The following is a 19436-nucleotide window of genomic DNA, read 5'->3' as shown; positions in this document are numbered from 1 at the left end:
TCCTGAACCCTGAGGGCCCCATGAGCGTCACAGATAGACTATCGATTCAACTCTACACCTTGCGATCTCTGGAGGATCTGGATGTGATCCTCGATACGGTCGCCGATGCCGGCTACCGCTACGTAGAGACGATCGGGTCCCACCTCGACAAGGCTGCCGAGGTCCGCTCGAAGCTCGACGCGCGTGGCCTAAAGGCTTCCTCCAGCCATGTCAGCATGGCGGCCTTGCGCGAGAAGCCTGATCAAATCGTGGAAGCCTGCAAAACGCTCGGCTTCACGAACCTGTACATGCCTGCCGTCCCACCCGAGGAGCGCGACATGGCCGCTGACGGCTGGCGCTCGCTTGGGCGCGATCTCGGACAGATTGCGGAGCGCTTTCAGGCTCAAGGCATCCGCCTCGGCTACCATAACCACCACTGGGAGCTGAAGCCGAAGGACGGCGCGAAAACGGCCCTCGAGCTGATCTTCGAGGCTGCCGGTACCAGTCCCCTCGCCTGGCAGGTCGACGTGGCCTGGCTGGCGCGCGGCGATGCCGATCCCAAGGAATGGATCAACCGCTACCGCAGCAAGGTCACCGCCGCCCATGTGAAGGATATCGCGCCTGCCGGCCAGAACGAGGATCAGGACGGCTGGGCCGATGTAGGCTCTGGCGTGCTGAACTGGCGCGACCTCTGGCGCGTGTGCCGTGAGGCCGGAGCCGAGTGGATGGTGGTAGAGCACGACAAGCCGTCCGATCCTGCCAGGACCGCCCGCGCCAGCTTTGATTTCCTGCGCACTATCGAGGATTGATGATCATGAACTCCCTCAATGTCGGCATCATCGGATGCGGCAATATCTCGGGCATCTATCTGCAGAACATTCCGGCCTATCGTGGCCTGACATTGCGCGCTTGCGCAGACATGAGGCCGGAGGTTGCGCAGGCCCAGGCGAGCCGCCATGGCATCGAAGCCTTGACGGTCGATCAGCTCCTGGCCCGTGATGACATCGACCTCGTGGTCAATCTCACCGTGCCGGCCGCCCATTTCGGGCTGTCGCTGGCAGCCCTCAGTGCCGGCAAGCACGTCTTCTCGGAAAAGCCCCTGGCGGTCGATTTCGAACAGGGCCGCAAGCTTGTCGACGAGGCGGAAGCTCGCGGGCTTCACCTCGGCAGCGCTCCCGATACGTTCCTCGGTGCCGGCGGCCGTCTGGCCCGCAAGCTCGTCGACGATGGGGCTGTTGGCCGCATCCTGTCGGGAACGGCCTTCCTGATGTCGCACGGCATGGAGCATTGGCATCCCGACCCAGAGTTCTTCTTCAAGCCCGGCGGCGGCCCGATCCTCGACATGGCACCGTATTATCTCAGTACCCTCGTCAACCTGATCGGCCCGGTGCAACGTGTCCTTGCCATGTCGAACATTGGCTTTCCCGAACGTGTCGTGACGGCGGAATCGCCGCGCAAGGGCCAAAGCATCACCGTCGAGACTCCGACCCACGTGACGGCACTGCTCGAATTCGCTTCGGGTGCGCAGGTGACCTTCTGCATGAGCTGGGATGTGTGGAAGCACAGTCATCCGGCTATCGAGATCTACGGCTCGGAAGGTTCGCTTCGCGTGCCGGATCCGAACTTCTTCGGCGGCCATGTGGAAGTCACCGAGCGCGGCGGAGACTGGCGCGCCGTCGATTCGAGCGAGATGCCGCTGGGAGTTCCCAACTGGCGCTCGCCGAACTGGGCCCCTGATTTGCCCAACAAGGCCAACTACCGGGCCTTGGGCCTCGCCGATCTTGCGAGCTCAGCCCTGAACGGCACGCCGCACCGCTCCAGCGGGCGTCTTGGGCTGCATGTTCTCGAGGTCATGCACAGCATCCTTGAAGGCGCAGCCACCGGACAGCCGAAGGCGATCACCACCACGCTCGAACGCCCGGCCGTGCTGGAGGATGCAGATGCCTCCCTGCTCTGGAAAGGTCTTCCTCAGGCGGCTTCCGCTGCCTGAGATCCATTCCTCTCGACGGGAAGAACGAAACGATGCGGGAAGCACTCATCGTGTGGGGTGGATGGAACGGCCATGAGCCGGAGCAATGCGCTTCAATCATTGCCGGCATCCTGCGGGAAGAGGGTTTCCAGGTTCACCTGGAAAACTCGACCAGGGCTTTCGCCAGCCCCCGGCTTCACACGATGAGTCTCATCGTGCCGATCTTCACGATGTCGAAGATCGAGAAGGACGAGGCTGCCAATCTGTCACAGGCCGTCCGCGAGGGCACAGGCCTTGCCGGCTACCATGGCGGCATGGGCGATGCCTTTCGCGACGCAGTCGAGTACCAGTTCATGTGCGGTGGCCAATGGGTGGCGCATCCCGGAAACATCATCGACTACCGGGTCAACATCACTCGGCCTGACGACCCGGTGATGGAGGGCATCCGCGACTTCGACTATCGCTCCGAGCAGTACTACATGCACGTGGACCCCTCGAACGAGGTTCTGGCGACCACCACCTTCTCGGGTGAGCACGCCCCATGGATCGAAGGCGTGGTGATGCCGGTCGTCTGGAAGCGCCGCCACGGCCAGGGGCGTGTGTTCTATAGCTCCCTCGGCCACGTGGCGAAGGAGTTCGAGGTGCCGGAAATGCGCACGATCATCAGGCGTGGCATGGGGTGGGCAGCTCGCCCCTGAACGATCTGCAGCCGCGTCGCAAGCAGCAGGCTCTCAGGCTTGACGCGGCCGCAATGGCAGCACGTTCGATCCGATGCCGGCCTGCGGGATCAACCGGCACAATTCCCGCTCCAACTCCGTAGGATGGTAAGGCTTGCTCAGAATGGGGAAGTCCTCCTGCGCCGCACGCTCGACGGAGTCGCTATAGCCCGTCGCCAGCAGGATCGGAAGGGCAGGCCAGCGTTCCCGGACGATTCGGGCCAAGTCCAGGCCGTCCAACCCTCCAGGCATGACGAGATCGGAGAAAATGGCATCGAATCGCGCATCGCGCTCCAGGAACTGGAGAGCATCATGAGCGGACGCGCAATGCTCCACTTGATGCCCCTGCTCGCGCAGCAAAGCGACAGCGAATTCAGCGACCTGTGAGTTGTCCTCGACCACCAGGATACGCGATGCCTGAAGGGAGTTTACAGGAACGTCTTCCTTTTCCGAAGCTCCTTCGTTTCGATCCTTATCCGTTCGCCTGAGCAGGAGGGTCACTGTCGTTCCGCGACCGACCTCGCTCTTGATGTCGACGGATCCCCCTGACTGTTGGACAAAACCGTAGACCTGAGCCAACCCTAGCCCAGTGCCCCGTCCGACAGGCTTCGTCGTAAAGAACGGCTCAAAGACCTTTTGAAGAACTTCAGACGCGATACCTATTCCCGTATCGCTCACTTCGATGGACACGAACTCGGCCGGTCCCTCATCGTGGGAAATGGTGTTCCGGACACAGAGGGTGAACTTGCCGCCTTTCGGCATCGCGTCACGCGCATTGGCCGCCAGATTGATGAGAACGGCCTGCAGCTGCGCTGGATCAACCTCGACGGGCCACAAGTCCTCGGCAAAATCAATCTCGAGCGTAATATCCCCTCGCAGGGACTGAGCCAGCATATCCCCCATTCCCCCGATCAATCTCTTCAGGTCAACGATTTCGGGCTTCAGGGGCTGGCGTCGTGAGAAGGCGAGAAGCTGCATGGTTAGCTTCCGCCCATGCTCGACGGCATTGATGGCATTATCGATCAGGCGCGGAGCCCGATCAGGCTTCGCACGCCTCAACATATCGAGATTGCCCATGACGACCGTCAGCAGGTTGTTGAAGTCGTGCGCAATGCCGCCTGTGAGCTGTCCGACCGCTTCGAGGCGTTGCGCCTGGCGCAGTTGCTCTTCCATGCGGCGCTGCTCAGTGAGATCGATGGAAGACACAAAGATCTTAGTGACCTGCCCTTGCGCATCGAGCAGCGGAACAAGAACGGTCCGGCGCGTGACCTCGCCGATCGGCACCTTCCCTGTCACTTCAAAGTCCATGATCGACTTCGTCACGACACAGGTCCGATAGTGTTTGGAAACATGCTTTGCAGTCTCGGGGGCAAATATCTCCTGAGGCATTCTGCCCACGAAACCATCACGGGCAAAGCCTAAGGATTTCAGCAGCGCGGTGTTGGCATCCTCATAGACGAAGCGATCATTCGGGTAGACGCCGATAACCGCGAGATTGAAGGGGGAGTGCTCGAAAAGCGTGCTGTACTTGTCTCGGCTCTGACGCAGTTCGGCCTCTGTCTCCTTCTCGTGCGTGATATCGCGCAAGGATCCAAGCACCCGCATCACCGGTTCATCGCCATCGCGGATGGGAACGAGGGTGATCACCCATACACCTTGACGCGTCGGGAAGACGTGATGCTGCTCATAGACGATCAGGTGGCCCGATATCTGGCATTCGCGCACCCGCGCTTCGAGCACGAGCCATTGGTCCGCAGGGAGAATGTCGCTGAGAAGGCATTCGGCAATCTCAGCGGAGGGTTTGCCAAGGAGATGCTCCACGGCCGGGTTGCATGCTTCCGCAATGACGCCTCCCTTGGGCGTCAGCTTGAAGACCAGAAGTCCATCCGCACTGAAGCGGAAGATACTGGCATAGAGCGCCTCCCGTTCAGCCAGTGCCGACTGGCTTTCACGGAGGCTTTCATTGGCCCTTTCGAGTTCCTGCGTGCGCTCTTCGACCCGGGTCTCGAGGCTCTCATTGGCCCGCCTGAGACTCTCATAAGCCTGATCGCGCTCGATTTCCCGCTGGCGTAGAACTCCGCGCGTATTTTCAAGAGCATCACGCAGCAAAGCAGTTTCCTTGAACTCCCCTTCTGTCGACCAGAGAGGCGCGGCCAAGCCGCCGCCCTGAAGCGCCAGCGCATCATTCACCAGAGCCTCCACAGGTCTGGTGATGCGACGGGTCACATGAAGCGCGAAGGCAGCGCCCACGGCAAAAAGCACTAGGCCCATGACAGCAAGTGCCAGAGCAAGATCGCGAGCACTGGCATTCAACTCAGCCCTTGGAAGGGCAACGATCGTTGACCATCCAGATGACGGGGAGCGGGATAAGGCCATGACCATGGCCTCCCTATCCAAGGATATTCCTTCGAACACCCCCTGATCTACGCCCGAACGGATACGCAGCACATTGTCCTGCGTTGCAGACTTTCCAACGAACAGTTCCGGACTGCGGGAGCGTGCGACGACCGTGCCATTCCGATCCACGATTGCACCGATCCAGGCTGACGGGAGCCCCTGATCGGAGAGAATGCGGCTGATGGCTCCGGCCGGCATGACGACGGAGACATACCGCGCAGAGGCATCTGCAAGAACGACCAGGGTATCGATGCCGATGGCCGGCTGCTTGGACACGACCCCTGTGAAGAGATTGCTGACCCTCACCTGCCCGGGAGCAAGGCCTTTCCAGTGATCCTGTGTGCCCAATTCGGGCAAGGGTGAGCCCGGAGGCAAGAGGGTGTTGACCACCTGCCGTCCCGGTTCCTCGACAACGATCCATGCGTCCGGGATACGGATGGCCCGGCGTGCAAGGGCATCGAAGGCTGCATGCTCTCTGGATTGCAGTTCGGGCGAAGCAGCCAAAGCCCATAGAAGCGCCTCAGCCTGCCCGAACTGGCGATCCACAACCAGCGACAGAGCGCGCGATGTTTCGAGAAGATGCTTCCGGACCTCTTGCCAGTCCCTGTCATACCCGGCGTAGAGCGTCAAAGCGGCGGCAGCAAAAGCCGGCACCAAGAGGGCGAAGACCATCAGCAGGAGGCGAGCCCTAAGAGACGCAAGATGGGGCTTGCCCCTCCGTGGCTCGAGGTCTGGGGACGAATCCCGCCTGTACTCCACACTCGCCCCTAAATAATGTTGCAACCAACATCTAGGCTTAAGGGAAGAAAATAGTTTGGTCGAGCCTGCAAATGCTTGGCAATAAACAAAATCAGCCGTTGTGCACTCGGGCGCTGGCCCAAAGCCCCCTGATCGCGTCCGGCATTCTGAGCGGCTTTGCAGCCTGCTTCGGTTCTGCCCCGCAGAGCGAACTGAAGCTTCCGTGGAACGGCAATCTTGGGCTGACGATTCAAGCTTTGGAATGGAAATGGCTGGGGCGCCAGGATTCGAACCTGGGAATGGCGGTACCAAAAACCGCTGCCTTACCGCTTGGCGACGCCCCAAAAAGGTGTGGCGTGTACATAATCGGCTCAAACGCGGCTGGCAACACCGTTTTGCACGCGGTTCGATAACTGCAAGAAAGGCTCGATTGCCCCTTGCGGCCCTCCCCCCTCGCCGCTATAAGACCGGCCTCCCGAGAATATTTCGGTGTCGGAGTGTAGCGCAGTCTGGTAGCGCACCACGTTCGGGACGTGGGGGTCGCAGGTTCAAATCCTGCCACTCCGACCATTCTTCTTCAAATCTGACCATGTGATCATGCGGCAAGGCCGCGGGCAGGCTGATCCTGCCCGGCATTTATGCTCTATGCCCTTGCTCTCGCATCAATGCGTCGAGAAGCGATTGTCTTCCTGATACGTCTCGTAGTGAAGGGTCTGAGCCGGGATCGCCTCAAGTTGGCTCGGAGCCCTGGGCCACTCCTGCGGCATCTCGTTGGTCTGAGGCATGTATCGCGGGCGGAAGCGCAGATCGACGAGGCTGCGCAGTTCGGGGGCTGCCAGGTCGAGCACATTGGCATCCCTCCAGCGACGTTGCAGCTTGGTCTTGCCCGTCATGCGGCCCCAGAGGCCGGGCACCTCCTCTTCGACCTGCAGTACAATCCGCCCGGTCCAAGTCTTGCGAAGATTAAAACGTCCCGTCAGAGCCATCTGCCGCTCCTCAACCTTTGCGATCTTTACCAAAAGCTGAGCGCCAAAGCTGCGACTGCTTAAAGTTTCAAGCCCGTCGATCTGCGGCTTTGGCGCTCGATTGAATCCATTCCTTTAGCCAATGCCTTTGCAGACCAAGGGTTCCGGCTCAAACGACTGTCGACTGAATGTCGCATTGGCGATGTGCGTCAGGGCACAACCCTTGGCCTCGAAAAGTAATTAGGGAGATGGCGCAAGAATTCAGGGGATGGGGCAATTAAAACGGGAAAGCTGAGCATGTCTTGATGGGTGGGAAGAATTTCCGGGCTTCCCTCAAGCGCGGCGCGGCTTGGACGGGAGATCGATGGTAACGAGTTGCCCGGTCTTAGGATCGAGGATGGTCATGAATGCCTCCTGTTCTGCTGGCATGAGAGAAACGCCTCAAAGTCCGAACGGATCAAACCGTCTTGGGAACGTGGTAAGCAATTTGTTACCGGAAGCTGCGCCTTAGGAGCTGGGAACATCCCGCTCGAGCTTGTATCGAGTGGCCTCCTCCTCTGGCTGATCGGCACCGCCGTTCGCCCTCCCCCACAATCCGGAGAATGTCCGATGAACAAAGCTCATCTCGAAACCGTTTGGGCGCCGCGCCTTCTCAGCATCCTGCGCATCGTCGCAGCACTGATCTTCATGGCCCATGGCACACAGAAGCTTCTCGGCTTTCCTGTCTCAGCCAATCCTGCTCCTGAGGCTTTCAGCCTTCCCTGGATTGCCGGCGTGCTCGAGCTTGTCGGCGGCGCGCTCCTGATCCCCGGATTGTTCGTGCGGCCCGTGGCCTTCCTTCTCTCAGGATTGATGGCCGCAGCCTACTGGATCGCCCATGCACCGCGCAGCTTCTACCCGGTGCTGAACGGCGGCGATGCCGCGATCCTCTACTGTTTCGTTTTCCTGTTCATTGCGTCTGCCGGCGGTGGAGCATGGAGCCTGGATCGTGTTCTGCGGAGCAGCCGCACCGCCTGATCGCTCTTTGCGGGAGGCCCCTCGGGGCCTCCCGCTCTGCCATGGCTCATTCCGGCTTCGTGCCCGTCGGCCGGCGCAGGCGCTCGTCCTCCAGTTCGACGTGCAGTGTGTGATCGTCCTCGTCTTCGTCAAAGGGGATCGGCATGAGGTCGTTTATCAGGCCTGTGGTCGTCGAAGCCGCGGCGCCGATGGGCGGAGCGGGCGCATCATCCTGACGCCGCACCTCGTTGTCCGGTTCGACCTCGCCTTCGTCATCCAGAATGCTCACCACCTGATCCATCTGCGCCTCATCCACCTTGATGGTGATGAGGGCCCCGCCGCGACGCACGCCGTCCGCATAGGTTTGAGCCTCCTCGTCGCTGAGGCCTGCGTCGGCCAGCGCTCCGGCAAGGCCGCCCACGGCGGCACCGGCGCCGGCGCCGACCAGGGTCGAGACGATCCAGCCGGCTGCGACCACGGGTCCGAAGCCGGGAATCGCCACCGTGCCGAGCCCCGCGAGAAGACCTGCCCCCGCACCGGCGACAGATCCCGCGGCGGCCGTGGCGCCGGCGAAGGGATGCGAGTTCCCATCCTCCTCGAAAGACTGCGTCGCATGATGCGTGTAGGCATCGTTGAAGTTGTTGGAGACGAGACTGATCTCGAAATCCGGAAGATGGGCTGCCTCGAGCCGCTGCACCGCCCGTGCGGCCTCGTCATAAGTGTCGAAGAACGCGGTGATCCTGCGCTCCGTCATGGAAGCCCTCCTGTTATCGTCTCCTGTCAGGCTAATGAGCGGCCGGCAGAGCGGTTCCCTGCGCGGCCATGACACCTTCCAAGCCCGTCAACGCACTGCTATGTTCGAGCAAAAGGTGCCCGAAAAGGGTGTTCTGGGGGCTTCCCGTCATGAGACATATCCACCTCGACGATGGCTTGCGGCTGCGTTTTCCCGGTCGCAGCGAAGATTTCGACCAGGGCGTCGAGATCGGCATGATCGCGGTTCTGATGGACCAGGGCTTCCCTGAGTTCTCGCGCTGGATCGCCAAATCGAACCTCAGCCAGGTTCAGGCCATCGCCAAGCAGATGGGCTACCGCATCGAGGAAGGCAGCGGAGACGAGGAATGGGTGGATGTCACCTTCCTCCACGGCACCGTCAAGGCCAAGCCCAAGCTCAGGCTGGTGCACTCGGCCGGCTGAACGCCGCTTACGGTCTCTACGATCCGCATTTGATTATTCTGGAAATTAAGAAGCCGCCCGAAGGCGGCTTCCAAAGCGGTTTTCTTTTGAGGCTTGATCAGGGGTTGCCGCCGCGGCGGGTCATGGACCAAGCGGCCTGCATCAGAGCAACGGCCAGAGCAGTCTTGACGAGGGTGGCGGCCACGAACGGGGCAGCGCCCACGGTCCAGGCCTTGGCGAACGGCATCACCAGAGACAGCTGAGCCAGTCCGAAGGCGAAGATCACCGCATGGCCGATGGTCATCATCACGATGACGCGCAGAAGCGAACGATCCCAGCCCCGCTCAGCCATGAAGCCCATCACGAGAGCCGCGGCCACGAAGCCGAAGAGGAACCCGCCGGTGGGGCCCATCAGGTAGCCGATGCCGGCCGCAGGGCCTGCGAAGACGGGCATGCCCATGGCGCCTTCAGCGAGATAAAGGGCGACGGTCGCGCCGCCGAGGCGCCAGCCATAGGACGCGCCGATCATGAGCACGACCAGGGTCTGCAGCGTCATGGGCACGTATGGCAGCGGCACCTGGACCTTCGCGGAGACGGCGAGAAGCCCCGTGCCGACGACCATCAGCACGATGGCGCGAAGCGCAGCGAAGCGGGCATCGTCCCGGGACGGCCAGAGGAGGCCGACGAGGGTCGAGGGTGAGGACAGCGAAGGGGCGCTGATCGTCATAAAGGGAATCTCCAGATCATTCCGCCATGCGCAAGGCGGCTCATGAAGCCTTATAGGGGGGTCCGGCATCTGCCTCAAGCCACCGTCTCCAGCAATTGCCGGGACTGTTGACACCCTTTAGTCCAAGATGGGTTTTGCGGAAAACGGCTTGTGGGAGGCTTGCCGTGCGCTAGAGCATCGGACCCAAAAGTGGACTTGCACTTTTGGGATCTATCCGATGCTCCAGTTTTTGAAGAGCGCATCGTTCTTAGCGGAAAACCGGGTCCACTTTTCTGCATGATGCGCTAGGAAGCGCGAGATGTCCTGAACCGCAGTTGCAAGGATTTTCAATGTCGGACGATCTCACCTTCGACACCAGCCCTCCGGCCCGTTCGGAGGAATGCGTACGCGTGAGCCCGCTCGTCCGCCGGATCGTTGCCAGCAATCCCGGGCCCATCACGTTCACGGGCACCTGCAGCTATATCGTCGGCTCGGGGAATGTCGCCATCATCGACCCGGGCCCCGATATACCCGGGCATGTCGGGGCGCTCCTCGACGCGGTGCGCAACGAGACCGTCACCCATATCCTCGTCACCCATACGCACAAGGACCATTCGCCCGCAGCCGCCGCCATCAAGGCCGCCACGGGGGCAACCATCGTGGGCTGCGCGCCCCATCGCAGCGCCCGGCCTCTGTTCTCCGGTGAGGTCAACACCCTGGAGGCGAGCTCCGACAAGGATTACGAGCCAGATCGGGAGTTGCGCGAAGGCGATGCCGTCGAGGGCCCCGGTTGGACGCTTCAGGCCCTCGCCACCCCGGGCCACATGGCCAATCACCTCGCCTTCGTGCTGGCCGAGGAGAAGGCGCTGTTCTCAGGCGACCATGTGATGGCCTGGTCCACCACCGTCGTGGCGCCGCCCGATGGCTCCATGAGCGAGTTCATGGCCTCCCTCGACAAGCTCAAAGGCCGGGAGGAGAGCCTCTACTGGCCGGGCCACGGCGGTCCGGTCCAGGACCCTCAGCGCTTCGTGCGCGCGCTCCTCCATCATCGCCGGCAGCGGGAAGCCTCGATCCTCAACCGGCTGCGGGCGGGCGACCGCACCATCCCCGAGATCGTCGCCGCCATCTACCAGGGCCTGAACCCTGCCCTCGTCGGCGCCGCCGGTCTTTCGGTCTTCGCCCATCTGGAGGACATGGTCGCTAGGGGACAGGCGGCTGTCGACGGCCTCCCCGCCTTGGACAGCGAGTATCGCCCGGCCTGAACAGGCAGGTCAGCGCACCGCGATCGCCAGGTTCGAGGCCTCCTCGAGGAAGTCACGGATGTGTTTGGCATTGACGCCCAGGTCATGGCCGCCGAAGCGGGAGGCCGAACGGATGTCGATGCGCGTGCCATCGACCCGCGGCCGGACCCGCACCGTGATGTCGTAGGGCATTTTCAGAACGAGCGAACGGTCGATCGCCTCCAGCCGTCCCAGGCCGACGCGTCCGCCCGGAGGCACGGCCTCGATCACCTGCCAGCCGAGATTGTCGGCCGCCTTGCGCACGATGGCGAAAGCCTCTTCGGGGCCGATGTCCAGCGTGAGCGGCGCGATCTGAACATAGGAGGCCCGCTGCATCTCCCTGACCTCGGGTGGCACATCCGGAGGGACGCGCCCTTTGCGCGCCTCGAGCGCGGCGCGGGAGCGGGAGAAGCCGGGCGGATCGTCCGTGTCGGTGGTGACATCGCTGATCGCCGGCAGGGTGACGGCCTTGAGCGCCATGAAGCCGGGATAGGCGAGCACCAGCATCGCGATGACGAGGCCCTTGATCGCGCTTCCCAATCCACGCCGCCCTTCCTGCCAAATGCGCACGAAGCCGACGAGGGCAAGCGCCACCGCCACAAAAGCTATGGCGATCCCGGCACCCAGGGCGGTGAAGCCCGGTTGATAATCGATTCGGCCGAAGCGGATCAGCAGCACCACCAGGACGGTCACGGCGAGCGCGAACAATGCAAGTGTGGGCGACCACTTCGCCGGCCGCGAATAAGGTTCTTCAATGATGAGGCGGCGCATCAGGCGGTCTTACAAATCTCTTTGAGTGCGCGCCACTGCTCTTGATCGAGAATCGGCTCGCCTTGGCGGGACGGCACCAGTTTTTCCAAAGCTTTCAGCCGTTGATCGGTGACCGGGTGGGTGGAGAGAAAAGCCGGGACCTTGAAATCGTTCCCGTCATCTTCATCCTTCTCCTGGTCCTCGACCCGCTTGAGCAGGACGGCCATCGCTCAATCCCGGCGTTACCCTCCAAGCTCTACCACAGATGTGGAATATTGGAACACATGGCTCAGTCGGGTATCCTCCTCATGCCCCACCTGAAAGTCGTTGGGAGATGCTCATCCGAAGCGCTGTGAGGGGTGACGGCAGGAATGGTTTCGCTCTAAACTATCTGGCTTGTACCAGGAGCTTAAATCCTTGACGCCCTCTACCTCTGCCCCCGCTCATATGGAGGCGACTGATCCGTTACGGATCTGGTTCCGGATCATCCGCCTGAACCGGCGGGCCTCGAATGCCGTGGCCACGGAACTGAGGATTCTGGGCCTGTCCATCCCCCAGTTCGATCTGCTCTCCACCCTGACCGAGCGCGAAGGCCTGAGCCAGCAGGAGCTGGCGGAGCGGCTCTATGTGACCAAGGGCAATGTTTCGGGCCTGCTGGACCGCATGGTCGAGGCCGGTCTTGTGGAGCGGCGCTCGATCCCGGGTGACCGGCGTTCCAATGCCCTCTATCTCACCCCGAAAGGGCGTGATCTCGCCGACCAGGGGATTGCGGCTCAACGGAGCTACGTGATGCGGACCCTCGGAACGCTGCCGGCCCAGGATCTGGCTGATCTGGAGCGGATCGTTCTGGCGTGGCGGGACCGGGCGCGAGCCGAGGAGGACTCGTCGCCAGCCAAGGCAGAATAGGGCGACGATGTTCGACGCGGTGGCATTCGCGGGCGGCGGCAACCGCTGCTACTGGCAGGGAGGCTTCTGGGAGGCGGCAGGACCGCTGCTCGGATTGAAGCCGGACATGGTGGTCGGCGTCAGCGCGGGCGCCTGGTCCGCCTGCTATAGCCTTCTCGGACTCGGCAGAAAGGTCAACGAGATGGTGGCCGAAGGCTGCAGCCTGGGCCGCCGCAACTTCGAATGGCGGGCCTGGCGCAGCGAGGGCTCCCCCTGGCCCGTCTCGCTCATGTACCGCAGCCTCATCGAGAGCATCATCGACGAGGCGGCTCTGGATCGCCTCAGGCAGGGTCCGAGCATCTTGATCGGGCTGGCCCGCAAGCCCCGCCGCCTGCCCCTCTCGCTCGCCATCCCCTTGGGCATCGTCACTTACCAGATCGAGAAGAAATGGCGCTCCCCGGTCCATCCGAAGGGTGGTCGGGCCCTGGGGTTCCGTCCGGAATTCGTCCGCGTGCAGGACCTCGCCTCCCCTGCGGAATTATCGGCAGCCCTGATGGCGAGCGCCAGCGTTCCGCCTTTCATGCCGGTCGGCCGCATCGGCGGCATGGTGGCGCTCGATGGCGGGCTCGTTGACAACGTGCCGACGGAGCCCTTGCTCCCGGTCGAAGCGCAGGGCGGCAAGACCCTGGTGATCCTCTCGCGTCTCTACCGCGCTTTTCCGGCCGTGAAGGGGCGCACCTATGTCCAACCCTCAAGCCCCGTCCCCATCGGTCAGTTCGACATCACCAATCCGGCCGGGATCCGCAAGGCCTATGAGATGGGACTGCGGGACGGCGAGACCTTTGCGAAAGGTGTGGCTGCGCACAGCCTCTGAGGCAGCCCGGCTCTAGACCATATCCCAACGTCAACGGGAGCTTTCACGACCCCGCTTCGCCTGCGGGCCTGCAGCCCCGTTAAACGTTGATTCACCTTGCTTGGTTCATCTGCAGCCAAGCCAACAGATGATCACCGGTCTGCCCCAAAGCGGTCACAGCCCTGCAGATCATGAAGGCAGGTTGTCGAACAGCCTGTGTATTTCAGAGAGGATCCATGACCCAGAACGCTTCGAGCCGAGACATCCGTTCAGGCCAGCAGAACGCCGCCCAATCCATCCCGGCCTTCAAGAACGTCGCCCTGCCGGCGCTCGCCGCAGCCGTTCAGGCTGCCAAGCTGCAGCGGAGCCGCCCGAAGATCTCCGAGCTTCCTGCCTTCCTGCGCAAGGAAGCTGTCCTAGACCAGTAACTCGAAACAAGAAGAGCGCCCCTCGGGCGCTCTTTTCGTATCGACTGTAGCAGCCTTAGCGGACGATGACCTTCGTGTTCACCGGCACGCGGTTGTAGAGGTCTATCACGTCGATGTTGCGCATCCGGATGCAGCCCGAGGACACGGCAAAGCCGATCTTCTCCGGCTCGTTGGTGCCATGGATGCGGTAAAGGGTGTCCTTGTTGCCCTCGTAGAGATAGAGCGCCCGTGCCCCGAGCGGGTTTTCCGGGCCGCCCTTCGTATACTGGACATGGGACCAGCGGGCCTTCATCTCGGCCGGCGGGTTCCAATCGGGCCATTCGGCCTTGCGCGCGACGGTGGCCGTGCCGGTCCAGCCATAGGCCTCGTCGCCGACGGCCACGCCGTAGCGGATCGCCTTCCTGTTCGCCTGAACGAGGTAGAGCTGGCGCTCCTTCGTATCCACCACGATGGTGCCCGGCGCCTCGCCCGTTGGATCGTCGATCATGTAGCGCCCGAAGCGCGGATCCTCCTCGGCCTTCGGAACCTTCGCGATCCATTCGGCATCGCGCGCCGAAACCTGCGGGTCCGGAACGCCCTTGAAGTTGCATCCGGCCAGGGCCGTCATCATTACCAAAAGAAGAGGCAGACTAAAAAAGCGCATCGTGCAAAGCTCTAAGGACTCAGCGGAGTGTAGCGAAGGGTGACGTCGGGCGGCTTACAGACCGTGAGGTCGTGAAGACGAATCGAAACACACCATGACACGGCTCCGCTCCGGAAGGTGTTGCATCGCAACAACATAGACAGGCGCACGTGACGCTGCGACATTGGCGGCGGTCCTATCCAAGAAGATCCATGTCCACGCTCTACATCAGCCACCCGGCATGCCTCGACCACCAGACGCCTTTCGGGCACCCCGAGCGTCCCGACCGCATCCGCGCCATCGAGCGCGCCCTGGAGAAGGAGCGGTTCACGTCGCTCGTCCGGGAGCAGGCGCCCATGGCGGAGATGGACAGTCTCGCCCTTGCTCATCCGGAAGAGTACATCCGCAATCTGCGCGACATAAGCCCTCGGGAGGGGTTAGTCCGCATTGATGAGGACACGGTGATGTCGCCCGGCACCTATGAGGCGGCCCTTCGCGGGGCCGGCGGTGCGGTGCAGGCGGTCGACGAGGTCATGACGGGCAAGGTGACGAACGCCTTTGTGGCCATGCGCCCGCCGGGCCATCACGCCGAGCGCGTGCGGGCCATGGGCTTCTGCTTCTTCAACAATGCGGCGATCGCCGCCCGCCATGCCCAGAGGTGCCACGGCGCCGAGCGCGTCGCGATCTTCGACTGGGACGTGCATCACGGCAACGGCACCCAGGACATCTTCTGGTCGGATGAGACCGTGCTGTATTGCTCGACCCATGAGGCGCCGCTCTATCCCGGCACAGGCGCACTCTCCGAGACCGGCGATCACGGCACCATCGTCAACGCGCCGCTGAGGGCTGGCGACGGGACGGAGGCCTTCCGCGAGGCGGTGGAGACCGTCGTCCTGCCGCGCATCGACGATTTCGCGCCCGATCTCATCGTCATTTCGGCGGGCTTCGATGCCCATTGGCGCGATCCGCTCGCCAGCCTGAACCTGACGGAGTCGGATTTCGCCTGGGCGACACAAAAACTGATGGATCTCGCCGAGCGCCATTGCAGCCGGCGGATCGTCTCCGTTCTCGAAGGCGGCTACGACCTCGAAGGGCTCTCCCGGTCCGTCGCCTTCCATCTCGACGCGCTGATGGGGCGCGAGACGGGGGCGTAGGCACAACAGACACAGAAACACTGCCCTCATTCTGAGGAGCAGCCGTGAAGCTGCGTCTCGAAGGAGGGATTCAGTGCTCTCTGGAACCTCCTTCGAGACGGTCGCTACTCGACCTCCTCAGGAGGAGGTTGGGTTTGCAGGAAAGTGCTGAAAGTCGATCAGTGATCGATCGACTCCTCACTCAGAAGCTCGATTCCGAAGCCGGAGAGGCCGACATAGGAGCGGCTCGAGGTGGCGAGGTTGCGGATGGAGGCGACGCCGAGATCCTTCAGGATCTGCGCGCCGAGGCCGATTTCGCGCCACTGGCTCGAGCGCACAGCCTCTGATCCCGCCTCTTCGGTCTCCGTGAAATTCGTCATGGGGACGCCCGCCGTCCCGTCGCGCAGATAGACGAGGACGCCCCTGCCCTCCTTCACGAAGCGCTGCAGGGAGGCGTTCACGGCCTTGCCGCCCTCGAAGACATCGGTGAGCGCATTGGCCCGGTGAAGGCGCACGGGAATGTTCGTGCCGTCACCGATGCGGCCATGGACGAGGGCCATGTGCTGCACGCTGTCGAACGGCGTCGAATAGGCATAGCCCGTGAACGAGCCCCACTGGGTCTCGACCGGGAAGGTGGCGATGCGCTCGACGAGCTTCTCCCGCGCCTGGCGATAGGCGATCAGATCGGCGACCGAGATCCGCTTGAGGCTGTGCTTCTCCGCGAAGGCATCGATCTGCGCGCCCTTCATTACCGTGCCGTCGTCGTTGGCGAGCTCGCAGATCACGCCCACCGGTGGCAGGTCGGCGAGCCTGCAGAGGTCCACCGCCGCCTCGGTGTGGCCGGAGCGCATGAGCACGCCGCCGTCCTTGGCGATGAGCGGAAAGACGTGTCCGGGACGCACGAAATCGGCGGCGCCCATGTTGTTGTTGGCAAGCGCCCGCACCGTGTTCGAACGCTGCTCGGCCGAGATGCCGGTGGTCAGCCCGTGCTTGACATCGACCGTCACCGTGAAGGCGGTGCCCAGCGGCGCATCGTTCGAGGCCACCATCGGATCGAGCCGCAGGCGGCGAGCCTCCGCGGCCGTCAGCGGCGCGCAGACGATGCCGCAGGTGTTGCGGATGATGAAGGCCATTTTCTCCGGGGTGCAGAGGGAGGCCGCTACGATGAGATCGCCCTCGTTCTCGCGGTCGTCGTCGTCCGTGACGATGACGATTTCACCGCGGGCGAAAGCCTCGATGGCATCGGTGACGGAATTGGGCATCAGGGCCTCCTTGGCGGATGGGGGCAAGAAGTCGTTCGGAGTGACGGCTCCGCGGGTCTCACGGGCGATCACTTCCGCCGTATCTCGGGACAGCCAGGCTTGGTCGGAGTTGCATAGCTGGGTGATGGCGCCGGGCGTGACGCCAATCCGCCGCGCGAATTCCACGCGCGGCATGCCATTGCGGGAGAGCCACTCAGCCAGTTTCATGCCTGGAGGCTTAACTTAAGGGGCGATTTTAGTAAAACTAAAATTTGCCGGCCAAAGTTTGCAAAAGTGCTTTAGTGTCGGGGGGGCCTAGATACCTCTGTCGTCATCACCGGCCTTGTGCCGGTGATGACGATTGAATGAGGCTCAGCACTCTTCACGTATCGGGATGGCCGGGACAAGCCCGGCCATGACGTCCAGTGCGTTTAGCCCCCGAACGGCCATGCTGCGCTCTGGCCCACCTGCCCGCGATGGCGCAGGAACTGGTCGGCCAGGACGCAGGCGACCATCGCCTCGCCCACCGGCACGGCCCGGATGCCGACGCAGGGGTCGTGGCGGCCCTTGGTCATCACCTCGGCCTCGGCACCGGAGCGGGTGACGCTCGCGCGCGGCGTCAGGATCGAGGAGGTCGGCTTCACGGCGAAACGGCACACCAAAGGCTGGCCGGTGGAGATGCCGCCGAGCACGCCGCCGGCATGGTTCGAGCGGAAGGTCGGGGCGCCCTGATTGCCGGGCCGCATCTCGTCGGCATTCTCCTCGCCGCGCAGGGCGGCCGCCGCGAAGCCGTCGCCGATCTCGACGCCCTTGACCGCATTGATCGACATGAGCGCGGAGGCGAGCTCCGCGTCGAGCTTGCCGTAGATCGGCGCGCCGAGGCCGGCGGGTACGCCCTCGGCCACGATCTCCAGCACCGCGCCGATGGAGGAGCCGGCCTTGCGCAGGCTGTCGAGATAGTCCTCGTAGAATTGGGCCGCCTTCGCGTCGGGGCAGAAGAACGGGTTGAGGGACACCTCGTCCCAATCCCAGTTGCCGCGGTCGATCGCGTGCGGCCCCATCTGGACGAGGGCGCCGCGAATGGTGATGCCGGGCAGAACCTTTCGGGCGATGGCGCCGGCGGCCACGCGCGCCGCCGTCTCGCGGGCCGAGGAGCGTCCGCCGCCGCGATAATCCCGGATGCCGTATTTCACGTCATAGGTGAAATCCGCATGGCCCGGACGATAGGAGTTCTTGATCTCGGAATAATCCTTGGAACGCTGGTCCACGTTCTCGATCAGGAGCGCGATGGGAGTGCCGGTGGTGACCTGCTTGCCCGTACGCTCATCGATGAAGACCCCCGAGAGGATCTTCACCTGGTCCGGCTCCTGGCGCTGGGTGGTGAACCGCGACTGGCCCGGCCGGCGGCGGTCGAGCTCCGCCTGGATCTCGGCGGCCTCCAGCGGGATCAGAGGCGGGCAGCCATCGACCACGCAGCCAAGCGCGGGCCCGTGGCTTTCGCCGAAGGTGGTGACGCGGAACAGGTGACCAAAGGTGTTGTGGGACATGGCGCTTCTTCAGGGTTCACGGCGTCTTAGCGCATCGTGCAGAAAAGTGGACCCGGTTTTCTGCATCAACGATGCGCTCTTTGAAGAGTGGAGCATCGGACCTGAAAGTGGAATCCACTTTCAGGTCCGATGCTCTAGAACCAAAGCGCCCCGGTGTCACGCCCGGCCGCATCCCCTGCCATCGGCCATCGCCGGGATCGTCACTCGACCCGGATCCGGTAGGTATAGGACAGGATCGTCGCGCGCCCGCTATCCGTGGAATTCCAAGGCACGTCGACCGTCGCTTCGTCCGTTCCCCTGAACCCTTTCTTCGGCGTGTAAACGTAGGCCAGTCCGCGAACCTTGGTGCCCGGGCAGCGCGAATCCTTGCCGAGGACCTCTTCGTGGGGAACGATGCGGAGGCTTCCGTTCGCCGGCGCCTGCCGGATCTTCACATCGGGAATTTCGGCCGGGTAACAGGTATCGACCTCGTAGCCCAGGAAGCCGCCGACAGCCGCGACGGTATTCGCCTTGATGGTCCGCTCCCGCGTTTCGGCAGATGCGGAGCCTGCCAGCACAAGCAACCCTGCGGCGGCGGCCATGGCGCGTTCCATGATGAAGCTCCAGTTTCGTGACTGAGTTACGAATAGGAGCATGTTTTCCTCAGAGCGACAACAGCCGAGCTTGAACATCCGGGATGACAGCGCTTAACTCGTCTTGCGATCCCGGATCTGCGCTGCGCTTCGTCCGGGATGACGACAGTGGTTTCGATGTCAAAGAGCCAGCGCCCTGGGGCCCGCAGCGTGAGCTGCGAGCCTTTTGGTTGAGATCGAGGGTGGCGCGACGGGCAGCCCGGCTCGATGGTGGATGGTGAAAGGGAAGAGCCGAGGTGCCTCTTCGCGCACGGCTTGTTTAGGCGTTCAGGCGATGCCGGCCCGGTGACCGTTCCAGGCGTTATCCGTCTGCTCGACGGGGGCCTTGAACCGATTCCGACCACCGGCACACATGGAGTAATTCCGGGGACCGCGCCATAACCTGGCTCTGGGAATCAGCTCTCTACCATCGACGAGGCCCACGCC

20 protein-coding genes and 2 tRNA genes are annotated in these 19436 nt (G+C 62.9%); 11 read left to right on the top strand and 11 right to left on the bottom strand.

Annotation, left to right across the window (positions count from 1 at the left end; genetic code table 11):
• Positions 1–20: 20 nt before the first annotated feature.
• Genes ILT44_RS20655 through ILT44_RS20645 form a run of 3 tightly spaced genes read left to right on the top strand, consistent with a single transcriptional unit; the run spans position 21 to position 2646 of the window.
• Positions 21–788 carry a sugar phosphate isomerase/epimerase family protein gene (locus ILT44_RS20655; protein ID WP_204241505.1) on the top strand — a complete coding sequence of 256 codons (768 nt, stop codon included), beginning with the start codon at positions 21–23 and terminating at the stop codon, positions 786–788.
• Positions 789–793: 5 nt separating this feature from the next.
• On the top strand, positions 794–1969 hold the full coding sequence (locus ILT44_RS20650) for a Gfo/Idh/MocA family protein (RefSeq protein ID WP_204241504.1): 1176 nt from the start codon (positions 794–796) through the stop codon (positions 1967–1969).
• Between the two features lie 32 nt (positions 1970–2001).
• Positions 2002–2646 carry a ThuA domain-containing protein gene (locus tag ILT44_RS20645; RefSeq protein WP_204241503.1) on the top strand — a complete coding sequence of 215 codons (645 nt, stop codon included), beginning with the start codon at positions 2002–2004 and terminating at the stop codon, positions 2644–2646.
• Between the two features lie 33 nt (positions 2647–2679).
• On the opposite strand, the gene ILT44_RS20640 is transcribed toward ILT44_RS20645, so the two are convergent.
• Both ILT44_RS20640 and ILT44_RS20635 read right to left on the bottom strand, forming a co-directional pair.
• On the bottom strand, positions 2680–5733 hold the full coding sequence (locus ILT44_RS20640; protein WP_204241502.1) for an ATP-binding protein: 3054 nt from the start codon (positions 5731–5733) through the stop codon (positions 2680–2682).
• Positions 5734–6068: 335 nt separating this feature from the next.
• Positions 6069–6143: transfer RNA gene (locus ILT44_RS20635), tRNA-Gln, on the bottom strand.
• Between the two features lie 149 nt (positions 6144–6292).
• On the opposite strand from ILT44_RS20635, the gene ILT44_RS20630 reads away from it, so the two are divergent.
• Positions 6293–6369, top strand: a tRNA-Pro gene (locus tag ILT44_RS20630).
• Positions 6370–6461: 92 nt separating this feature from the next.
• On the opposite strand, the gene ILT44_RS20625 is transcribed toward ILT44_RS20630, so the two are convergent.
• The gene (locus tag ILT44_RS20625) at positions 6462–6785 is read right to left on the bottom strand and encodes a hypothetical protein (RefSeq protein WP_204241501.1); all 324 of its coding nucleotides are present in this window, start codon (positions 6783–6785) and stop codon (positions 6462–6464) included.
• A 588-nt stretch (positions 6786–7373) separates the two neighbouring features.
• Here ILT44_RS20625 and ILT44_RS20620 point away from each other — a divergent pair.
• Positions 7374–7781, top strand: coding sequence for a DoxX family protein (locus ILT44_RS20620; protein WP_204241500.1), 408 nt, complete (start codon positions 7374–7376; stop codon positions 7779–7781).
• A gap of 46 nt (positions 7782–7827) precedes the next feature.
• Here the strand turns inward: ILT44_RS20620 and ILT44_RS20615 are convergent, their stop codons facing one another.
• Entirely contained in the window at positions 7828–8514 is a 687-nt protein-coding gene (locus ILT44_RS20615; RefSeq protein ID WP_204241499.1) for a hypothetical protein, read from the bottom strand.
• A gap of 149 nt (positions 8515–8663) precedes the next feature.
• Between ILT44_RS20615 and ILT44_RS20610 the strand changes: the two genes are divergently transcribed.
• Complete coding sequence (locus ILT44_RS20610) at positions 8664–8954, top strand: hypothetical protein (protein WP_204241498.1); 291 nt, start codon at positions 8664–8666, stop codon at positions 8952–8954.
• Positions 8955–9051: 97 nt separating this feature from the next.
• Here ILT44_RS20610 and ILT44_RS20605 read toward each other — a convergent pair whose 3' ends face one another.
• Positions 9052–9660 (bottom strand): biotin transporter BioY, encoded by a 609-nt coding sequence (locus ILT44_RS20605; protein ID WP_204241497.1) that lies wholly within the window; start codon positions 9658–9660, stop codon positions 9052–9054.
• A 329-nt stretch (positions 9661–9989) separates the two neighbouring features.
• Between ILT44_RS20605 and ILT44_RS20600 the strand changes: the two genes are divergently transcribed.
• Complete coding sequence (locus ILT44_RS20600) at positions 9990–10901, top strand: MBL fold metallo-hydrolase (RefSeq protein ID WP_204241496.1); 912 nt, start codon at positions 9990–9992, stop codon at positions 10899–10901.
• 9 nt (positions 10902–10910) lie between these two features.
• Here the strand turns inward: ILT44_RS20600 and ILT44_RS20595 are convergent, their stop codons facing one another.
• Entirely contained in the window at positions 10911–11690 is a 780-nt protein-coding gene (locus ILT44_RS20595; protein ID WP_204241495.1) for a DUF1499 domain-containing protein, read from the bottom strand.
• Positions 11690–11896, bottom strand: coding sequence for a hypothetical protein (locus ILT44_RS20590; RefSeq protein ID WP_204241494.1), 207 nt, complete (start codon positions 11894–11896; stop codon positions 11690–11692). Before ILT44_RS20590 ends, ILT44_RS20595 begins: the two co-directional genes overlap by 1 nt.
• 190 nt (positions 11897–12086) lie before the next feature.
• Here ILT44_RS20590 and ILT44_RS20585 point away from each other — a divergent pair, with 190 nt between their 5' ends.
• From ILT44_RS20585 to ILT44_RS20575, 3 genes are all read left to right on the top strand, one after another.
• Positions 12087–12575 (top strand): MarR family winged helix-turn-helix transcriptional regulator, encoded by a 489-nt coding sequence (locus tag ILT44_RS20585; protein ID WP_204241493.1) that lies wholly within the window; start codon positions 12087–12089, stop codon positions 12573–12575.
• A gap of 7 nt (positions 12576–12582) precedes the next feature.
• Positions 12583–13428 carry a patatin-like phospholipase family protein gene (locus tag ILT44_RS20580; RefSeq protein ID WP_204241492.1) on the top strand — a complete coding sequence of 282 codons (846 nt, stop codon included), beginning with the start codon at positions 12583–12585 and terminating at the stop codon, positions 13426–13428.
• Between the two features lie 215 nt (positions 13429–13643).
• Positions 13644–13835 (top strand): hypothetical protein, encoded by a 192-nt coding sequence (locus ILT44_RS20575; RefSeq protein ID WP_204241491.1) that lies wholly within the window; start codon positions 13644–13646, stop codon positions 13833–13835.
• Positions 13836–13890: 55 nt separating this feature from the next.
• Here ILT44_RS20575 and ILT44_RS20570 read toward each other — a convergent pair whose 3' ends face one another.
• Positions 13891–14478, bottom strand: coding sequence for a L,D-transpeptidase (locus ILT44_RS20570; RefSeq protein ID WP_204241490.1), 588 nt, complete (start codon positions 14476–14478; stop codon positions 13891–13893).
• 191 nt (positions 14479–14669) lie between these two features.
• On the opposite strand from ILT44_RS20570, the gene ILT44_RS20565 reads away from it, so the two are divergent.
• Positions 14670–15611, top strand: a complete 942-nt coding sequence (locus ILT44_RS20565) for a histone deacetylase family protein (RefSeq protein ID WP_204241489.1) — start codon at positions 14670–14672, stop codon at positions 15609–15611.
• A gap of 158 nt (positions 15612–15769) precedes the next feature.
• On the opposite strand, the gene ribB is transcribed toward ILT44_RS20565, so the two are convergent.
• The 3 genes from ribB to ILT44_RS20550 all read right to left on the bottom strand — a co-directional run bounded on the left by ribB (position 15770) and on the right by ILT44_RS20550 (position 18971).
• Positions 15770–17059, bottom strand: a complete 1290-nt coding sequence (gene ribB / locus ILT44_RS20560; protein WP_204241488.1) for a 3,4-dihydroxy-2-butanone-4-phosphate synthase — start codon at positions 17057–17059, stop codon at positions 15770–15772.
• Between the two features lie 203 nt (positions 17060–17262).
• Positions 17263–18378, bottom strand: coding sequence for a chorismate synthase (aroC, locus tag ILT44_RS20555; RefSeq protein WP_204241487.1), 1116 nt, complete (start codon positions 18376–18378; stop codon positions 17263–17265).
• Positions 18379–18578: 200 nt separating this feature from the next.
• Entirely contained in the window at positions 18579–18971 is a 393-nt protein-coding gene (locus ILT44_RS20550; RefSeq protein ID WP_204241486.1) for a hypothetical protein, read from the bottom strand.
• Between the last annotated feature and the right edge of the window lie 465 nt (positions 18972–19436).

The organism is Microvirga arvi (assembly GCF_016892765.1).
Taxonomy (GTDB): Bacteria; Pseudomonadota; Alphaproteobacteria; order Rhizobiales; family Beijerinckiaceae; genus Microvirga; species Microvirga arvi.
This window is presented reverse-complemented; position numbering and strand designations above follow the sequence as displayed.